Below are 18,093 nucleotides of genomic sequence, written 5' to 3'. Positions count from 1 at the left end.
GGCGGGGAATGACGGGATTTCCGTTCGAACAGATGACATTGATCGGCAAGGCCGTGGCTGCAATTGGCAGCCCGGCCTTTCCGGATGCACTAAGGCAGCTCTGCCTTGACGTCTACGGCTTCGACAGCCTGTTCGTCTCGGTGTTTTCCGCCGACCAGCCGCCGCTGCAGCTTTATAGCGACCTCGATCCAGAGGCGACCAGGCGCACGATCGGGCCTTATCTGAGCTTCGCCTACCTGCTCGATCCCTTTTACAGCCTCTATTTGGCTGACCCCGGCGACCGGGTGGTGAGCCTCGACGACTGTGCGCCGGACGATTTTCGCGAGAGCGAATACTACCGGATGTTCTATGCCGAAACCGGGCTCTACGACGAAATCGTGATGCTTGTCGCCAGTGCTGCGGGCACCGCGATCGCGCTTTCGCTCGGCCAGCGCACGGCGGACTGCCGTCCCGGACCGCAGGCCCGCGCCCATCTCGACGGCCTGTTGCCCGTGGTCTCCGAGCTTTGCCGCAAGCACTGGCCGCAACCGGTCTCAGGATCGGCCGCAAGCGAGCCCGCGGCCGACATGGTGTTTGCCACCCTGTCGCAGTTGAAGGTGAGCACGCGCGAGGGGGAAATCATCCGGCTGATGCTCAAAGGGCACTCGACCAAGAGCATCGCGCGCATTCTCGGCAACAGCCCCGAAACGGTGAAGGTTCACCGCAAGCGCATCTATTCCAAGCTCAAGATCTCCTCGCAGGGCGAGTTGTTCTCGCTCCTGCTCGGAGGCGCTAGCGCGTAGCAATCAGTTGCCGGAGAACAGGCCTTCCGCATCAAAGACCGGATCACCCTGCAACAAGGTCGCCTCCACAGTGGCCTTGCCGATTTCCTTCACGGGGATCTCGAAGATATCCTTGTCAATGACGACGAGGTCGGCGAACTTGCCGGGCTCGATCGTGCCCGTCTTGTCGTCCTGGTTCAGGAGCTTCGCTGGATTGACCGTCATCCATTTGACCGCCGTTTCCACGTCTGGCGCACCGTCCTTCTTGCGCTGGAGTGCGGTCTGAATCTTGATCAGCGGGGACAGCTCGTCCGCATCGAAGTCGCTGCTCATGACCATGGTTGCGCCCGTCTTCTCGATGCTGCCGGCCGGCATCATGGTGTCGGCGCGTTCGCCGATGAACTTGCGGATGAAGGTATCGTACTCGCGGCTGAGCGAACTCGGGGCCAACTGGAAGTCGGCAACGACGCCTTCGTCCTTGAAGCGGCCATAATCGGCCTTGTCGAGCAGGTAGATATGCGTGAGCCGATGCGGGCCTGGCTCCGGGTCGGATTGCGCGATGGCGTCGAGCGCGAGGCGCGCGCCGCGGTCGCCGGTCACGTGATAGTGCAGCTTGAAGCCCTTTTCGGAGAGCACCTTGGAATAGCGGTCGAGCGTCGCCTCGTCGAAATAGAGGAAGCCGCTGTCGAACCCGTGATCGATGCCCGGGCCTTGTCTGTAGGGCGCAAGCAGGGCGCCGGTGCGCTGCTCGAGGATTCCGTCGACATAGATTTTCACCTGGTTGAACTTCAAAAGCCGGTTCGGATCGTTGCTGTAGAAGTTCGAGAGTGTCTCCACCTGCTCGTCGAACGGCAGGTCGGGATAGACATAGAGCGCGTTGGCCGCCCGGAGTGTCAGCGTGTCGTTCTTCTCGGCCATTTGCCAGGCCTTCAGGTGCCCCTGAGGCCAGAATCCGCCGGCGTCGCTGACGGTGGTGATGCCGTTTTCTGCCATCGTCTTCAGCGTCGGCAGCATGTTTTCATAGGCGAACTTGACGTTTTCGGGCGTGTCCGGAAAGGCGAGGTTGCGCAGCTTCTGCTGGGCGTTCTCAAGGACGATGCCATTCGGCGCACCGGTCTTTTCATCGCGCAGGATGATGCCGCCGGGCGGGTTGCCCTTAATCTTGTCGTAGCCGGCAGCCTCAAGCGCGACGCTGTTGGCCCAGGCGCCGTGGCCAATGTCGTCGAGGATCAGGATCGGCCGATCGCTGGAAATCTTGTCGAGCACGCCAACGGGATCGTCGGTTTCGTCGAGCAGGTTGGTCATGCTGACGCCCGAGCCGACAACCCAATCGCCTTCGCTCTCCTTCACGCAATCGCGCACCGTGGCTTTTGTCTCTTCGAGCGAGGCGAGGGCTTCGAATTCGCAGAGACTTGCGTTGACGCCTGCTTCGATCAGATGCACGTGCGCATCCTGGAAGCCCGGCAGGACCAGCTTGCCGCCGAGCTTGACGACATGCGCGTCTGCGCCTGCCTTCTTCAGGACCGTTCCTTCGTCGCCGACGGCAAGGATCACGCCATCCTCATCGATCGCGACGGCCTCCGCGAGCGGAGCGGCCGGGTTCATCGTGCGCACCTTGGCATCGGTGATGACAAGCGTCTCGGCGGCCGCAGCACTCGCGCTGCAAAGCGCCGAGGCGGCCAGCAGAAGGCCGGTCAGCGATCGCAGCGTCGGTTTTGTGTTTCGGGACATGGAGTCGTACCTTTTCTGTCGGACTTTCTCACTACCACGCCCGCGACATCAATACAGGTTACTCCCGTTAACATGGCGGGCGCTTGTTGCTGACAGCGATGCTGTTGGCTGTCAGTGTCGCTTGCCGTCAATCGAGCGTGACCCAGACCGACTTAGACTGGGTGTTGTCGATCAAGGCCTGCAGACATTTGTCACGGCCGTGACCGGAGAGCTTCCAGCCGCCCCAGGGCTGGCTCATGTCGCCGTTCATGTAGCCGTTGATCCAGACCATGCCGCATTCGAGATCGCGGGCAACGCGGTGCGCCTTACCGAGGTTGCAGGTCCAGACGCCGGCGGCTAGACCGTAGGGGCTATCGTTGGCGATCCTTACGGCATCTTCAACGCCGGCGTGCGGAATGATCGCGCCCACCGGGCCGAAGACTTCCTCCTGGGCGATCTTCATGCGGTTGTCGACGCCGGCAAAGAGCGTCGGTTCCACAAAGCATGCCCCGCCCGCATTCCGGTCGATCGCGCCGCCACCGATCACCGGTGTCGCCCCATCCTGCCGCGCGCCCTCGATGTAGTCGAGCACGCGACCCTGATGCATCTTGTTGACCAGCGGCCCCATCGTCGTCTCTGGATCGAGCGGATCGCCCGGCCGGTACTTGCGTGCGGCATGGCCGGCGACGAGGTCGCAGAAGTCGTCGTGAACGCTCCGGTCGACCAGAATGCGCGATCCTGCCGAGCAGACCTCGCCCTGATTGCCGAACAGCCCGTCGGCAATCTTCTCTGCGACCGACGAGAGATCCTCGACATCGGCAAGCACGATCTGCGGCGACTTGCCGCCGAGTTCGGCCGAAACCGCCTTGAGGTTCGTATCCGCGGCGTAGCGATACATCTGCCGGCCGATCGCCGTCGAGCCGGTGAAGGCGATCTTTTCGACGTGCATCGAACGCGCCAGCGCCTGGCCGGCGACGGCGCCACGTCCGGGCACGACGTTGAAGACGCCATCGGGACCGCCCGCCTCCAGAAACAGACGCCCCAGGAGCAGCGCGCTCAGTGATGTATCCTCAGCCGGCTTGAGTACGACGCTGTTGCCGGCAGCAAGCGCCGGCGCGATCTTCCAGACGGCCATCATGAGCGGGTAGTTCCACGGCGTGATGCAGCCGACGACGCCGAGCGGCTGGCGCAGGATGTAGTGCAGTGCATCCGGATTGGTGAGCGGAGCGGAGCCTGCGATCTTGTCGATGCTTTCGGCCATGAAGCGCATGGTCAGAACCGCACCGGGCACGTCGATCGCGCACATTTCCGCGATCGGCTTGCCCATCTCCAGCGTGTCGAGCACCGCCAGAATGTCGCTGCTCTCGGCGATCAGTTCGGAGAAACGGATGAGAATGTCGACACGCTGCCGCAGGCGCATGCGCGACCAGACGCCCTGCCGGAACCGTTTCGCAGCGACATCGCAAGCCGCGTCGATATCGCCTGCATCACCGCAGGCGATATTGGCGACAAGGGCGCCGGTTGCCGGATTGACCGACGCCAGCGTTTGCCCATTTGCGGCTGCACGGAACTGTCCGTCGATCAGCAGGCGCGTTTCGGGTCGAACCGCTTCTGCGATGCTGTGCCATCGTCTGTCTGCCGTCGTGTCCATGACCTGCCTCCACGTTGATCTGTATCCGGATTTCTTAGCGAGCAGGACGGCCCCCATCACAGTCCCCCACAAGGGTGACTGGCGTTGCAGCGCATGGCCAACAAGGTTGAGTGGGCAAGAGAAGGCGCAGGGAGGATGGAGATGCAGCACGCGATCAATGGGGAGAGGTTATGGAAACGGCTGATGGCGATGGCGGAAGTTGGCGCCACGCCGGAAGGTGGCTCGTGCCGGCAGACGCTGTCGGATGCGGATGAGGCGGGCCGTGCGCTGCTTCTTGGCTGGTGCGCACAGCGCGGCTACCGGATCCGAAGGGACCGGATCGGCAACCTCTTCATTCGCCGCGAGGGCCGCGATCCCGCTGCACCGGCGGTTCTGATCGGCAGCCATCTCGATACCCAGCCGACCGGCGGTCGCTTCGACGGTGTGCTGGGTGTGCTCGCGGGACTGGAAGTTCTGGAGACACTGGATGACAGGTCGGTGGAAACCATCAGGCCGATCGAGCTCTGCGTCTGGACCAATGAGGAAGGGTGCCGTTTCCAACCGGCGATGATGGGCTCAGGCGTCGCCTGCGGCGTGCTCGAACTTGAAACGGTTCTATCTGTTCGCGACAGCGCGGGGGTCACGGTCGACGATGATCTCATCCGGCTCGGCTACGGTCGTGAAGCGCTGCCCCAGCTAGCCGATGCTGATTGCTATTTGGAGCTGCATATCGAGCAGGGTCCGATCCTCGAGGCGGAGGGCAAAACCATCGGCGTCGTCACCGGCGGCCAGGGCATCCGGTGGTACGAGATCTCGCTGGTCGGCGAGGAAACCCATGCCGGGCCGGTGCCGATGGCGATGCGCAAGGATCCCGTGCCCGTCCTCATGCGGGTGATTGGCCTGGTTCAGGAAATCGGCCGGACAGACGACCTGGCGCGCTGCACGATCGGTTGCATCGAGCTCTCTCCGAATTCGATCAACGTCGTTCCTGGCCGGGTGGAGCTGACGGTCGACCTCAGGCATCCGGATGAAACAGTTCTTGAGGGAATGCACCGGCGGCTCCTGAGCGGGCTGAACACCCTCCTGAAAAGCCATGAGGGAATCGACATCGAGTGCCGTCTGAGCTGGCACTCGCCCGTGGTGGCCTTCGACGACGCGTTGATCGAGGCCGTGAGGGCAAGCGCCGGGGATCGTGACCTGACCAGTCGCGACATCGTCTCGGGTGCCGGCCACGATGCCTTCAATCTCGCAAGGCGCGTGCCGACCACGATGATTTTCGTCCCGTGCCGAGGAGGCATCAGCCACAATCCCAATGAATACGCGACGCCCGCTGATGTGACCGCCGGCACGAACGTGCTTCTGGACGTGACATTGACGCGCGCCCGGTCTTAGTATTTGCGCAAGGTTTGCATCGCAAACGTTGTTGTATTTCGGGTTCTGCAACTCAACCGGATGGCATTCGTGACAGAACGCCCTCCGGAGAGGGTTTGGCGGCCGCAAAACGCGCCGCGGCACCGCCGTGCCATCTCCTGCGCAATAGGCCGGTACCGGCCGATACAGTACGCGAGTTTCGAGTGAACGGCGAACCGCTCGCGAAGCGGCGTGCGCTCTGACGCTTTCTCTTGCAACGTTGAAGGGTCCGTCGAAGGGCCGCAAAAAGCGTTGTACGCTCATGGCTGTACTCGGCTAGACCCTTCGGCATGAGTTGCCAGGGACGAATTTCGGGGCCAGCACAAAGTCCTCCGGCGGCTCGACGGCGCCCTGAGGACTGCGGATGCGGTGCATCAGGCGGCGCGCTATGATGCTGCCGAGGGCCAAGGTATCCTGAACCACCATGGTAATGCGCGGCGTGATGACCGAACTCCATTGCACATTGTCGATCATGGCGAGCGAGATGTCCTCTGGACAGCGGAAGCCCAGTTCCTGCATGGCCTGCAGTGCCGAGAGCGCCACGGTGTTGTTGGCGCCGAGGATCGCGGTTGGGCGCTCGTGCTGGATGAGCAGCCGCATCGCCGCCTCGTACCCGGCGGTGCGCGTGAACTGCCCATCGACGATGAAATTCGGATTTACATCGACGCCGGCGTTGATCATGGTTTCGGCAAAGCCGCGATAACGCTCGGTTGCCGTATGCATATGGCTCGGGCCGGTGATGAAGGCGATGCGCCTGTGGCCGAGCTGCAGAAGATGTTCCGTCAACATCGCGCCGGCAAGGTAATTGTCGGAGCCGACGAAATCGCGTTCGATTCCAGCTACCTTCTGGTCGAAGCAGACGATCGGCACGTTCAGGCCGGCGATGAATTCGATATAGTCCTGATCATAGCCTGATGGCGCAAGCGCCAGGCCGGCGGTCTTCAGACCGATCAAGTGCTCGACCATCGCCCTCTCGCGATCCGTCTTTCCGGAAGAATCGGTAACGACGACGAAGTGCTCGTGGTCGAGAGCGTAGTTTTCCAGCTCCCGCCGGATATCCCCGAAGAACGGATTGCCGACATTGCCAACGACGAAGCCGATCATGCGGCTGCGCCCGCGCGCGAGGCTCTGCGCAAGCGGATCGGCAACGAAGCCGACCGCAGCGATCGCCTTACGGATCTTCTCCAGCGTCTTCTGACTGACACGCGCCGGATTGCTTAAGGCCAGCGATACCGTCGAGACGGACACGTCAGCAAGCTTGGCGACGTCGCGTATCGTGGCCATGACTTTCTCGAACCGCTTCTATTTCCTTCAACCTTCCGATCGAAAGTGCTTTTTTGATAAGTTTCCGCCACAACCCTAGCATTTGTCGGCCACGAAGCAATATGCGGAAAGAGATTTCAACAGTGTGCTTGACATATCGGCCACGAGATTCAATGATCAAATCGAACCGGTTCGATAGAGCCGCGATATCTGGGAGGATAGTATGGGCGACGCAGCGATCAGTAGCGGTCAGAATGTGGCCGACGGCAAGGCATGGTTTGGACAAGACCGCTTCGGCATGTTCATCCACTTCGGGCTTTACGCCCTCGGCGCGCGCCATGAGTGGCTGAAGAACCGGGAGGAATTCACCACCGAAGCCTATCAGAAGTATTTCGACAACTTCGATCCCGACCTCTACGACGCCCGCGAGTGGGCGCGCCGTGCCCGAGAAGCCGGGATGAAATACGTCGTCCTCACCGCCAAACATCACGAAGGCTTCTGCCTTTGGGACAGCAAGGTGACCGACTACAAGGTCACCAACACGCCCTACGGCAAGGACCTGATCGGGCCTTATGTCGAAGCGCTTCGCGCCGAGGGGCTGAAGGTCGGTTTCTATTATTCGCTGCTTGACTGGCATCATCCGGATTTCCCGATCGACGCACATCATCCGCAGCGCAATCATCCCGATGCCGCCAGGCTCAACGAGGGCCGCGACGTCAAGCGTTATGCCAAATACATGCGCGACCAGGTGACCGAGCTTCTCACGAACTTCGGCAGGATCGACGTGATCTGGTTCGACTTCAGCTATCCCCGCCGCGTCTACAAAGGCCTGCCCGGCAAGGGCCGCGCCGAATGGGAGAGCGACGACCTCATCAAACTGGTGCGCCAGTTGCAGCCCGACATCATCGTCGGCGACCGTCTCGACCTGCCGCGCGATGCCGATCACATGCCCGATCTCGTCACACCGGAACAATACACGCCCCGCGTCGCTCCAACGGTTGCTGGATTGCCGGTGCGCTGGGAAGCCTGCCACACCTTCAGCGGCTCCTGGGGCTATTATCGCGACGAGACGAGCTGGAAGGACGCCGGCCAGCTCATCAACATCCTGGTCGACACAGTCTCGCTCGGTGGCAACCTTTTGATGAATGTCGGCCCGACCGGTCGCGGCACCTTCGACGCCCGCGCTATCAAGGCGCTCGACACCTACGGCGAATGGATGCGGTTGAACGGCCGCGCGATCTATGGCGCCGGCCCTTCGGCTTACAAGGCGCCGAGCGGTTGCCGCTTCACTCAGAAAGGAAACCGGCTCTATCTGCACATCCAGACCTGGCCGTTCCGCCACATCCACATCGAAGGACTGGGACGCAAGGTCAAATATGCACAGTTCCTGCACGACGCCAGCGAACTTCATTGGCTCGACCCGGATGCCGAGGTCGATTCCAACATCGGTGTGGCCGTCGGTGAAGGTATCCTGACCCTGGAACTGCCTGTTCTGAAGCCGGATGTCGTGACGCCGGTCATCGAGCTGATCCTCAAGGATTAAGGAGGGAGCCAAGACCAGCCGCCCGGTGCCGCCATGAGCCGAGAAACCGAACTCATCGCCGTGATGGCACCCTTGATCGCCGATCTGGCCGAAGACGGCAATGGTGCTGTCGCGCTTGCCGGATCGCGCGGCAAGGGCAGATCCGATGCGCAATCGGATTTCGACTTCCGCGTCTATGCCGATGCCTATCGCGGGCCGGAGGTGCGGAAAACCGCAGCGTGGCGGCGTTTCGATGCTGCGCTGCGGGGCTGGCAAGCCGAGGGCATTCGCATGGATGGCATCTGGATGCGGCGGTACTCCGGCGTGCAGCGTGACCTGGAATCCTGGCTCGCCGGCATCATCGTGCCCAAAAGCTTCGAATGGACGATCTGGGGCTATCATCTGCCGACCGACCTTGCCAGCCAGCAGATCATCGCCGATCCGCAGGGTCTGCTTCTCAGCTGGAAGCGGCAGCTGGCGGATTATCCGGAAGCACTGAGGGCCTCCGTCCTCAGCCAATACATGGAAGTACTGCGCTATTGGGCCAAGGATTATCACTACGAGAGCAAGGTCGTTCGCCGCGATCTCGTCTTCCTCGTCGGGCTGACGGGCAAGCTGGCAAACGCCATCCTGCAGACCGTCTTCGCGTTCAACCGGGTCTATTTCCCGGGCGACGGCTGGAACCTGCCCATGGTGGCCGAACTCGAGCAACTGCCGCCTGATTTCGTCCAGCGGATGACCGCCCTTTTAGAACCGGGACAGGGCCCGGACACATGGCAGCGCCAGCGAACCGAACTGATCGGCCTGATCGCCGACCTGGAGACCTTGATTGCGGCTTGAACGTACCGCCAGACCAAGCCGGAGGGGAGCGTCCGGATAGTGAACTGCATCGAAAGTCATCGAGGAGGAGGAACAATCATGAAGCGTTCATTGATCTTTGCCGCCGCGCTTGCGGCAAGCGCACTCGCCGGCATCGACGCCAGGGCGCAGGATGCTCCTGTCACCCTGACCTGGCAGATGTGGGGCCAGCCGAACGATGCGGAGCTCTGGCAGCAACTGGCTGATCTCGTCACCGAGCAATATCCCGACATCAGGGTCAAGCTGCAGCTTTCGGGATGGGCGGACTACTGGACGCGACTGCCGGTTCTGGCGGCATCGGGAGAGATCGCCGACATCATCTCGATGCAGTCGATGCGACTGCCGAACTTCTATTCGATCCTCGCGCCGCTCGACGATTATGTGAAAGGCGGTGACGTGAAGGTGGCGGACTTCGAGACATCGATCATGTCCGGCCTTTCACAAGACGGCAGCCTCTATGCGCTGCCTTATGATGTCGGTCCGTGGATGGTCTTCTACAATCGCGACAAGTTCGCCGCGGCCGGTCTGAAGGAGCCCGCCAAGGACTGGACGTTCGACGATTTCAAGGCCAACGCCAAGGCACTGACGAAGGACGGAACCTATGGTTACGGCACCCAGGCCTTCGATTTCATCGCTGGCCCCGTCGCGCTCGGCGCGGACTATTTCAACGACGACAGTGAATTCGACCTCACCAATGCCGGCTTTGTCGGCGCTTTCAGCAAGTATGCCGACCTCACCGCCCAGGATAAACTCTCGCCCGTCTTTGCCTCCGCAGCCGATGCGTCAGCCGCAAGCGGCCGCTTCGCTTCGGGCAATGTCGCCATGTATATCGACGGTCCGTGGTCGCTGATTACCGGGCAGGCCAACGTCAATTTCAAGATCGGCATTGCACCGTTGCCGCGCGGCAGCGGTCCGTCGCGCTTCATCACCGCCGGTTCTGGTTGGGGCATTTCTGCCACGAGCCAGCACAAGGATGCCGCCTTCAAGGCGCTGCAAGTGCTGACCGGTCCGAAAGCCGCCGAAATCCTCGGCTCCGCCGGGCGCGCGCTGCCGGCGCGGCTTGCGCAGCAAACAGCCTGGTATGACGGCGCTGCCAAGAATGTAGCCGGCACCCGCGATACGCTGGAATACATGTTCGCCCACACCACGCCGTTCCGCATCAATGACAAATGGAACCAGTTCGAGAATCTGGTGATGCAATATGTGCCGCTCGCACTGACCGGAGACACGAAACCAGACGTCGTGTTGAGCGATATTCAGAGCCAGCTACCGTAACCCGGGCACCTCGTCGGCCTGCGGCCGGGCTCGTCCGCCCGACCGCAGCGCCATCGCAGGAAAGGAGAGGCCCCATGATGCTGGGCAAACACACCGACCTGATCGCAAGACCAAGGCCACGCTCGCACAAATGGTTCAGAGGCGAGGGATGGACGGCCCTGTTCTTCCTGCTGCCGGGCCTGATCGGCATCGTCCTGTTCCTTGTGCTGCCGATCCTGGCTTCGATCGTGCTCAGCTTCACCAACTGGCAGCTGCTCGGCTCGCCGCGTTTCGTCGGCATTTCCAACTATGTGCGGCTGTTCACGACCGACCCGCAATTCTGGACGGTCTTGCGCAACACGCTCTTCTTCACGGTCGAATATCTCGTGTTGAACATCATCATCTCGCTCGGGCTGGCAACCTGGATTTCGAGCCTCAAGTTCGGGCAGCGCTGGTTCCGGGTGATCTTTTTCCTTCCGACGTTTACCCCGCTGATCGCGGTTGCCATGGTCTGGATGCTGATCTTTACGAGCGGCGGGCTTTTCGACAGCCTGATGGCCTCGCTGTCGGTGCCATTGGCTGGCGTGCTCAACGATCGCACGCTCGCCATGCAGGCCGTCGTGCTTACCTCGATCTGGGCCGGCGTCGGCTACAACACGGTTCTCTTCAACGCCGCTCTCGACATGGTGCCGTCCACCTACCTGGAAGCGGCGCGGATCGATGGCGCAACAGCCTGGGACCGCTTCTGGAAAATCCGCTTGCCGCTGATCTCGCCGACACTGTTCTTCGGCACGGTCATGACGGCGATCACGTCGCTGCAGGTTTTCGACCAGATCTACGTCATGACGAAGGGCGGGCCGGGATCGTCGACCGCGACGCTCGGCTACGCCATCTACCAACGCGGCTTTCAAAACTTCCAGATGGGCTACGCCTCTGCCATCGCCTGGGTGATGTTCGCGCTGATCATGGCACTGACGGCCCTGCAATTCTGGTTCCAGCGCAAATGGGTGCACTATGACGCCTAGATTCGAAAGCAGAGCACGCCGGAAGCTGGTGCTCGACATCATCAATCACGCAGCCCTTGGGCTCGTCGCGATCGCCTTCCTGTTTCCCTTCTTCTGGATGGTTTCGAACGCGGTGCGTTCGAATGCCGAAGTGACGGCAATACCTGCGCGCATCCTGCCCAACGTCTTCGAATGGGGTAATCTTGCCGCCGCCTGGACCCAACTGCCCTTCGGTCGCTTCTTCCTCAACAGCGCCATCATCGCCGTCTGCGTGACAGTGATCACCGTCGTCGTCTCCTGCCTCTCCGGCTATGCCTTCGCGCGCCTGAAATTCCGGGGGCGCGAAACGCTGTTGCTCGGCTACATCGGAACGCTGATGGTGCCGCCGCTGATGCTCATCATTCCGCTGTTTCTGATCGTCAACAAGCTGAACCTCGTCAACACCTTCCCCGGCGTGATCCTGCCGATCTCCTTCGGCACTTTCGGCGCCTTCCTGATGCGGCAGTTCTTTCTCTCCATTCCCATAGAACTCGAGGAAGCGGCAAGGATCGACGGCGCTTCCCGCCTGCGCATTCTCGTCAGCATTATCGTACCCCTGTCGATGCCGGCGATCGGGTTGCTGTCGCTCTTCACCTTTATCGGGCAGTGGAACAATTTTCTCTGGCCGCTGATCGTCATGACCGGAGCCGACAACGCCACCCTGCCCGTCGGCCTCACCCTGTTCCAGACGCAACAGGGCACGCAGTGGAACTATCTGATGGCGGGCGCCACCCTTTCCATGCTTCCAGGCATCTTCCTCGCAATCATCCTGCAGAAGCTCATCTACAACAGCATCGCCCTCAATGCGGGCATGGGCGGGCGCTGAAGCGCCGGCCGACATTTCGGGAGAGATCCATGGCGAAACTGACCATTCGCAACGCCGTCAAACGCTATGGTGCGCTCGAAGTGCTGCATGGCATTTCCGTCGCCGCGCAGGACGGCGAGTTCGTGGTGCTTGTGGGACCTTCAGGCTGCGGCAAATCCACCTTGCTGCGCATGATCGCCGGGCTGGAAAGCATCAGCGACGGCGAGATCGAAATCGGCGAGCGGATCGTCAACGATCTCGAGCCCAATGAGCGCGACATCGCCATGGTGTTTCAGTCCTATGCGCTCTATCCGCACATGACCGTGCGCGACAACATGGCCTTTTCGTTGAAGCTTGCCCGCCGAAGCAAGCAGGAGATAGAGCGAAAAGTGAACGATGCCGCCGCCATCCTCGATCTCGCCGCCCTCCTCGATCGTTATCCCCGGCAATTGTCCGGCGGCCAGCGCCAGCGCGTGGCGATGGGACGCGCTATCGTCCGCAACCCGGCAGTTTTCCTCTTCGACGAGCCGCTTTCCAATCTCGATGCAAAACTGCGCATGCAGATGCGCACGGAAATCAAGACGCTGCACCAGCGCCTCGGGACCACCATGGTCTATGTCACCCATGACCAGATGGAGGCCATGACCATGGCCGACCGCATCGTCGTCATGCGCGGCGGCCATATCGAACAAATCGGTTCGCCGCTCGAAGTCTATGATGCGCCCGCCAACAGCTTCGTCGCCGGCTTCATCGGGTCGCCCTCCATGAACTTCATCGACGGAATTGTTGTCGACGACCGCGGAGCTCTGGAACTCGATGTGGCCCGCGGTCCGCGTTGGCCGCTGCCCGAAAAGGCTCGGTCATATGTCGGACGATCCATAAGGCTGGGTGTCCGTCCGGAACACATCGTCATCGGCGAGGAAGGGGTTCAATCCCAAGTCATCATCATTGAGCCGACTGGCTCCGATACGCACCTGCAATTGCAGGCTGGTCAGCAATCGATCGTCGCCGCGGTGAGAGACCGGGTCGCGGTCTCTCCGGGTCAGCCAATTCTGCTCAGGTACGATGCGCAAAAGGCGCATTTGTTCGATCCGACGAGCGGCAACCGCTTGAATTAGCGAAAGTCGAACACTTCGCCGCCATCAGTCATCACGATCTGGAGCTCGACCACAGGCTCGGAGATTGCGGCGGTCGAGCGTGCAATTAGAAGTGCTTTCGAGCGCGGCGGCAACGTTGCCGTTTGATCCCGCCCGCATTTTGCGAGCCGTCACCCCTGCCGAAGCCAGGTGACCATGTTTGCAGACTCCGCTGCCAGGCAGCATCTGCCGACACCGGCACCTGATGCGAGGTCATTGGCGGAAAAAGAGGCCCGGATCACGCTATCGGCCGTTCTCGTTGAGCATTGACGAGCAAGATCCATGTGGTCTTCACAAACGTGGATTGCTGGTTCGCCTCGTTCTCGACCTCTGACAAAGCGTGCCGCATTCGAACGCAATGAAGCGCCGCTCGATACTTCGGTTCTAGTGGAGCAGGAGAGCCACGGGCATCAAGGCGAGGAGATAGGCAAGTCCATCCGCCGCAAATCGATCGCGCAGGCGGTGCGCGGCGAAAGCGCTTGTCGACCCGTGTTCGTTGTCGTTCATTTCGTTCTTCCCGAGGGGTGGCTGTCGCGCCGGGCTAAAGGATAAGCTGGGCAGGCCCGGATATGGTGGACAAACCGGCCGGGATCAAATGAAAGGGTGGCATCCTAAGCATGCGCGATATTCATAGTCTCGATCTGAACCTGATCCGGATATTCAACGCCGTGCTGGATGAGCGCGGTGTCACCAAGGCGGCAGACCGTTTGCATCTGACGCAGTCCGCAATCAGCCACGCTCTTGCACGCTTGCGCGAGGTCATCGGCGACGAACTCTTCATTCGCGGCCCGGACGGCATGCATCCCACCCCGCGGGCGATGGAATTGTCCCAGGCGTTCAAGCCGGCGTTGCGGCAGATCGAAACTGCGATCTGCGAGCCGGTTTTTCACGCCGTTTCCTCCGACATCGAATTCTCCGTTGCGACGTCGGACTACATAACCGCCACGACGATTGCCGACTTCATGGCACGCTTGCGCGAGCGCGCGCCGAACGCGCGCTGCCGTGTTCGATCGCTGAGCGAAACGAACATCGCAGAAGAACTCGATCGCGGCTCCATTCACGTGGCGATCGGCGTCTTCGGCAAGACACCCGCCCGGTTTGTCAGGGAGCCGTTCTTTTCCGATCGCAGCGTCTGGTTGATGCACAAGGACCATCCGGCGGCGACCGGTGACTTTGATCTGCAGCAACTGTCGATGTCGCCGCATGTCGACATCCTGATTTCCGATCGTTCCGAGGCGCATGGCGGCGGCACGATCGATGAGGGTGGCCTTGAGCGGGCGCACATCACCAGCAATCCACGCCACATCGAAGGCCTGCTCGCGGCACAAGGCCTAGTGCGAAGGGTCGGCGCCACCGTTTCGCATATTCTCGTCGTTCCTGCGCTCGTGGCGACGACCGACATGATCGCCTTCACACCCTTGCGCCTCGCCGAGCGGGCGGCGCGGGCTTTTGATCTTGTCTGGCGCGAGCCTCCCTACGAGACGCCTCCGCTCGAAGTATCCATGTTGTCCCACCGCACGATGGGCGCACACCCGTCCGTGCGCTGGCTTCGCGAGGAGCTCATCGCAAGTTCACGGAGCTATGCTGCCGACCGGCATCAGATCCTCGCTTAAGAGCCATGAGCCACGTTCATGCACCAAGTGAGGATTGTTCATTTCATTCATGAGGACTTGAGGGCCATATTGTTGAAATCTTGATCCTGCCGCTCCGGCGAAAGAGACGACGACAATGAACGCAATCGTTACCGAATTGCCCCCGAAGAGCCCGCGCGAAGTGACGGCACGCGGGTCGAACAACGACAGCAAGGCACCCACCGCAGACACCCGAAAATTCCGGCGCAGGAGCTATCTCGCGCTGGTCCGAACCGCAGTCATCGTCGGCGGGATCGGTCTTGCCGTGGTTGTTCCGCTGGGCTGGGGCCAGTGGGTCGCCGGCTTCACCAACCAGTCGACTGACAATGCCTATCTGCGCGCCGACATCGCTCCGATCAGCGCACAAGTCGCTGGCACCATCCGCAGGGTCGCCGTGCACGATTTCCAGCGCGTGCGCATAGGAGACCTGCTGGCCGAGATCGATCCGTCGGAGTATCAGGCGAAAGTGACCCGCGCCTCGGCGGCCGTCGCCGCCGGTGAAGCGGCCATCCGCAACGTCGACAGTCGGCTTCGATTGCAGCAGTGCCTGATCGCACAGGCGGAGGCCGGTATTTCGGCGATCGAAGCGGATCGTGACCGTGCGCAGGCCGAACACGCCCGGCAGGCGGCGCTGACGCGCGACGGTTGGTCGACCAATCAAAGGCTCGAGGAGGCGCTCGCGGCGATCAAACGCTTCGAAGCGCAACTGACCGAGAAACGAGCGGACGCTGCTGCGACCCGCGAAGAGGTGAGCGTCCTCGGGACCCAACGCGAACAGGCGGAAGCGGACCTTTCGAGCCGCAAGGCGGAGTTGGCGCTTGCCGAGATCGAACTCGCCCACACCAGGATCGCCGCTCCGTCCGATGGCGTCGTCAATTCAAGCAGCGTTCGCACGGGTCAGTATGTTTCGCCGGGCATGCGGGTCATTTCCGTTGTCCCGCTTCCGAACGTCTATGTCGTCGCCAACTACAAGGAAACCCAACTCGGCAATGTCCGGGTCGGACAATCGGTCTCCATTGCCGTCGACATGTTTCCCGGCGAGACCCTTCGCGGCCGCGTCGAGCAGATCTCGCCGGCAAGCGGTTCGGAGTTTGCCCTGCTGCCGCCGGACAACGCAACCGGCAACTTCACCAAGGTGGCCCAACGCATCGCCGTCAGGATCACGCTTATCGACATTCCCGACGGGCTGAAGGATCTGTTGCGGCCGGGCATGTCCGTTCTGTCGACGATCCACACCGACCAGCTGGCTGACGCTACTGGTCGCTGATCGGGAGGATCTGGCTGTGATCAATGTTTCGTTCGCGCGGCAAGGCCGATCAGACCTGCCCACCCTGGCGACGGTGATCGCTATCGCCGCGGTTCTGCTCGGCACCTTCACCTCCATTCTCAATTCCCGCATGACCGAGATCGGCCTTGCGGATATCAGGGGCGCGCTCGGCCTCGGCTTCGACGAGGCGTCGTGGATCACGACCGCCTATGTTGTGGCAGAGGTTGCGGCGATTCCTGCTGCGGTCTGGCTGCGCGGAATCCTGTCGCCTGCACGGGGCGTCATGATCGGTGCGGCGCTGTTCACGGCGTTCTCGCTTGCAGCACCCCTCAGCTCCAACCTTTTCTTCCTGCTTTCGCTGCAGGCCCTGCGAGGCCTGAGCGCCGGGATCCTGATCCCGATGGCCTATTCCGTGATCATGCGGCACCTGCCGCAAAACCAGCGTCTTTACGGGCTGTCGCTCTACGCGCTCGTATCCGTGGCGACGCCGAGCCTCTCGGTGTCGCTGGAAGCATGGGTCCTCGACCATCTGTCCTGGCAGTATCTCTTTTGGCTCAGTGCGCTTCCAGGGGCAGCAACGTTTCTGGCGGCCGCCTACGGCCTCGTCAGGGATCCCGTGAAATATTTGCGCTTTCGCCGGTTCGACGGGTTTGGATTGCTCTCGCTGTCTCTCGGTCTTGCTGCCCTGGTGGCCGTACTCGACCAGGGGAACCGCCTGGACTGGTTGAACTCCGGGCTGATCGTCGGGCTTCTCTTAGCCGGTATCTTCCTGATCGGGGCCTTTCTCGTTCATGCCGTGCTTCATCCCGATCCCGTCGTCGGTCCGAAGCTTCTCCTGCGCCGCAACGTCGGCCTCGGGCTTGCCGTCATGTTCGTAAGCCGGATCGCGATCATGAGCTCGGCCTTTGTCATCCCGCAATATCTGATGCGGGTTCAGGGATATCGCGCGCTGGAAAGCGGACCGCTTTTCCTGGCGACGATCGCGCCGCAGTTCCTGCTTGCGCCCTTCGTCGCGTGGCTGTGCTACCGGATCGACCCCAGGAACCTGCTGGTTGCCGGCGCCCTGCTGACGGGTGCGGGAATCCTGTTCGCCGTCAATGTCAGCAATGTCTGGATCGCGGACGACTTTCTCGTGGTGGTCTTGCTGCAGGCTCTCGGGGCGCCGCTGATTGCAATCCCGACGATGGTGGTGATCACCGAGGACATCACCTTTCAGGAGATCCCCTGGATCGCCTCGCTTGTCCACATTGTCCGCACGCTCGGCAGCGCCGTGGGCATGGCGCTCGTAACGACCCTCGTGCGCATCAGAGAACAGCTCCATTCGAACCTCCTGGGCTTGCATGTGCAAAGCGGCGCCGCAGAGGTGGACCAGCGTTTGCAGACGATCGCCACTGGGTTTCGATTGCAGGGTGCAAGCGCGCAGGATGGGCTGGCGCAGGCAACAACCCTGATCGGACGCAGCCTCCAGCGTGAGGCATTCGTCCTCAGCTACTCCGATGCCTTCCTCGTACTGGGTATCGTAACGTTGCTGGCTGTGGCAATCACGCTTGGGATGCGGCGGCCGACCCTGCCGGGACGATTCCTGTAGTTATCCGCGCCGGCGAGGAAGGAATGCTTCCTTTGTCCGGATACCGTTGCCCGGGACCAGAAATGCAGCCCTTCCGACGGGCGGCTAGGTTATGCCCGTCATGTCGTCGCCACCCTGCACTTGCGAGCGGAAACCAGCCGGCAGGCCGGTTTCACGCCTTGTTAACCATGAATTGTGAAGATGTGCCCATCCGGTGGGTATGATGCCCACCGTTC

At 61.6% G+C, this 18,093-nt stretch carries 15 protein-coding genes; 11 read left to right on the top strand and 4 right to left on the bottom strand.

The window, feature by feature from the left end:
• Positions 1-8: 8 nt before the first annotated feature.
• Positions 9-782: a helix-turn-helix transcriptional regulator gene (locus XB14_RS26960; RefSeq protein WP_077966302.1), complete on the top strand. Its 774-nt coding sequence runs from the start codon at positions 9-11 to the stop codon at positions 780-782.
• A 3-nt stretch (positions 783-785) separates the two neighbouring features.
• Here the strand turns inward: XB14_RS26960 and XB14_RS26955 are convergent, their stop codons facing one another.
• Positions 786-2,492, bottom strand: coding sequence for an amidohydrolase (locus XB14_RS26955; RefSeq protein ID WP_077966300.1), 1,707 nt, complete (start codon positions 2,490-2,492; stop codon positions 786-788).
• A gap of 127 nt (positions 2,493-2,619) precedes the next feature.
• The gene (locus tag XB14_RS26950; RefSeq protein ID WP_077966298.1) at positions 2,620-4,122 is read right to left on the bottom strand and encodes an aldehyde dehydrogenase family protein; all 1,503 of its coding nucleotides are present in this window, start codon (positions 4,120-4,122) and stop codon (positions 2,620-2,622) included.
• Between the two features lie 141 nt (positions 4,123-4,263).
• Here XB14_RS26950 and XB14_RS26945 point away from each other — a divergent pair, with 141 nt between their 5' ends.
• Complete coding sequence (locus XB14_RS26945; RefSeq protein WP_077966296.1) at positions 4,264-5,493, top strand: Zn-dependent hydrolase; 1,230 nt, start codon at positions 4,264-4,266, stop codon at positions 5,491-5,493.
• 294 nt (positions 5,494-5,787) lie between these two features.
• On the opposite strand, the gene XB14_RS26940 is transcribed toward XB14_RS26945, so the two are convergent.
• Positions 5,788-6,795, bottom strand: a complete 1,008-nt coding sequence (locus XB14_RS26940) for a LacI family DNA-binding transcriptional regulator (protein ID WP_077966294.1) — start codon at positions 6,793-6,795, stop codon at positions 5,788-5,790.
• A 202-nt stretch (positions 6,796-6,997) separates the two neighbouring features.
• Between XB14_RS26940 and XB14_RS26935 the strand changes: the two genes are divergently transcribed.
• From XB14_RS26935 to XB14_RS26910, 6 genes are all read left to right on the top strand, one after another.
• Entirely contained in the window at positions 6,998-8,317 is a 1,320-nt protein-coding gene (locus XB14_RS26935; RefSeq protein WP_077966292.1) for an alpha-L-fucosidase, read from the top strand.
• Between the two features lie 33 nt (positions 8,318-8,350).
• Positions 8,351-9,136, top strand: a complete 786-nt coding sequence (locus tag XB14_RS26930) for a DUF4037 domain-containing protein (protein ID WP_077966276.1) — start codon at positions 8,351-8,353, stop codon at positions 9,134-9,136.
• Positions 9,137-9,214: 78 nt separating this feature from the next.
• Entirely contained in the window at positions 9,215-10,429 is a 1,215-nt protein-coding gene (locus XB14_RS26925; RefSeq protein ID WP_077966274.1) for an ABC transporter substrate-binding protein, read from the top strand.
• A 77-nt stretch (positions 10,430-10,506) separates the two neighbouring features.
• The gene (locus tag XB14_RS26920; protein ID WP_077967766.1) at positions 10,507-11,433 is read left to right on the top strand and encodes a carbohydrate ABC transporter permease; all 927 of its coding nucleotides are present in this window, start codon (positions 10,507-10,509) and stop codon (positions 11,431-11,433) included.
• Positions 11,423-12,277: a carbohydrate ABC transporter permease gene (locus XB14_RS26915; protein WP_077966272.1), complete on the top strand. Its 855-nt coding sequence runs from the start codon at positions 11,423-11,425 to the stop codon at positions 12,275-12,277. Before XB14_RS26920 ends, XB14_RS26915 begins: the two co-directional genes overlap by 11 nt.
• A gap of 29 nt (positions 12,278-12,306) precedes the next feature.
• Entirely contained in the window at positions 12,307-13,374 is a 1,068-nt protein-coding gene (locus XB14_RS26910; protein WP_077966270.1) for an ABC transporter ATP-binding protein, read from the top strand.
• A 402-nt stretch (positions 13,375-13,776) separates the two neighbouring features.
• Here XB14_RS26910 and XB14_RS33800 read toward each other — a convergent pair whose 3' ends face one another.
• Positions 13,777-13,899, bottom strand: coding sequence for a hypothetical protein (locus XB14_RS33800; protein ID WP_268802316.1), 123 nt, complete (start codon positions 13,897-13,899; stop codon positions 13,777-13,779).
• Positions 13,900-14,009: 110 nt separating this feature from the next.
• On the opposite strand from XB14_RS33800, the gene XB14_RS26905 reads away from it, so the two are divergent.
• The 3 genes from XB14_RS26905 to XB14_RS26895 all read left to right on the top strand — a co-directional run bounded on the left by XB14_RS26905 (position 14,010) and on the right by XB14_RS26895 (position 17,878).
• Positions 14,010-15,005, top strand: coding sequence for a LysR family transcriptional regulator (locus XB14_RS26905; RefSeq protein WP_077966268.1), 996 nt, complete (start codon positions 14,010-14,012; stop codon positions 15,003-15,005).
• Positions 15,006-15,120: 115 nt separating this feature from the next.
• Entirely contained in the window at positions 15,121-16,290 is a 1,170-nt protein-coding gene (locus tag XB14_RS26900; protein WP_077966266.1) for an HlyD family secretion protein, read from the top strand.
• A 16-nt stretch (positions 16,291-16,306) separates the two neighbouring features.
• Positions 16,307-17,878 (top strand): MFS transporter, encoded by a 1,572-nt coding sequence (locus tag XB14_RS26895; RefSeq protein WP_077966264.1) that lies wholly within the window; start codon positions 16,307-16,309, stop codon positions 17,876-17,878.
• The last annotated feature ends 215 nt before the right edge of the window (positions 17,879-18,093 follow it).

Source organism: Ensifer adhaerens (assembly GCF_002007205.1).
Lineage (GTDB): Bacteria > Pseudomonadota > Alphaproteobacteria > Rhizobiales > Rhizobiaceae > Ensifer > Ensifer adhaerens_D.
The sequence above is the reverse complement of the archived record's forward strand: the minus strand, read 5'-3'. Positions and strand labels throughout refer to the sequence as shown.